The following is a 1,087-nucleotide window of genomic DNA, read 5'->3' on the forward strand; positions in this document are numbered from 1 at the left end:
GGCGGAGAGCGTAAGCCTTACGGTGACCGCGACAACAAGTCATTCGGTGACCGTCCGCGTCGCGAAGGCGACGGCGAGCGTCGTGGTTTCTCCGGCGGCGAGAACCGCAAGCCTTTCGGCGACCGCCAGGACCGCGCCCCGCGAAGCTACGACCGCGGAGATGCAGGCCCCCGCCAATTTGGCCGCGACCGCCCGGAAGACCGTCCCGCCCGTGTCCCGAACGCCCGCGACCTGCGCAGCGCCAACCGTCCTGACCGTGAACGTTCCCCGCAGATCGACGAGGACGTTACCGGCAAGGAGCTTGACCGCGCCACGCAGCACCAGATCAAGACACTGGAAGACAACAGCGCGGAATGGGTTGCCCGCCACCTTGTGATGGCCGGACGTCTGATTGACGACGAGCCCGAGCTTGCGTTCCAGCATGCCCTCGCCGCAAGCCGCCGCGGTGGCAGGCTGGCAGCTGTCCGTGAGGCCGTTGGCCTCACTGCCTACGCTGCAGGCCACTACGGCGAAGCGCTCCGGGAGTTCCGCACGTACCGCCGCATCAGCGGATCGAACGTCCATCTTCCGGTCATGGCAGACTGCGAACGCGGTCTCGGCCGGCCTGACCGTGCCCTGGACGTCGTGCGTTCCGAGGAAGCCAAGGACCTGGACGCTCCGGGCAAGGCTGAACTCGCTATTGTTGCAGCCGGTGCCAGGACGGACCTCGGTCAGCTTGACGCGGCCGTTGCAGAACTCGAAATTCCCCAGCTGGACATCAACCGGGCCTTCTCCTACAGCCCGCGCCTGTTCCGTGCCTACGCCGACGCGCTGGCTGCAGTAGGCCGCGAGGACGAAGCCAAGAAGTGGCAGAAGCAGGCCGTGGTGGCTGAAAACGCCCTGGGCCTCGGTGTGGATGAGGAACCGGACATCGTGGACCTCGGCTGGGACGAAGAAGAGGAAGCCCGCGAAGAAGCCCAGCGGCGGCGCCTGCTCGAACGTGCCGCCAGTGGCAACGAATCCGGGACAGCTGGCTCGGCGCCGGCAGCCGCCGGTGCAGCGGTCACCCCGGAAGCGGCTGAAGAACCCGCAACAGGCGTGGACGCGG

General features: G+C 67.5%; 1 protein-coding gene. It reads left to right on the plus strand.

Annotated features, from left to right (window positions below):
- Positions 1–1,087, plus strand: a 1,087-nt coding sequence (locus DBR22_RS21595) for a tetratricopeptide repeat protein (protein ID WP_375135013.1), incomplete at both ends; no start/stop codon positions are given.

The sequence above is a fragment of the Arthrobacter sp. HMWF013 genome (assembly GCF_003061105.1).
Taxonomy (GTDB): domain Bacteria; phylum Actinomycetota; class Actinomycetes; order Actinomycetales; family Micrococcaceae; genus Arthrobacter.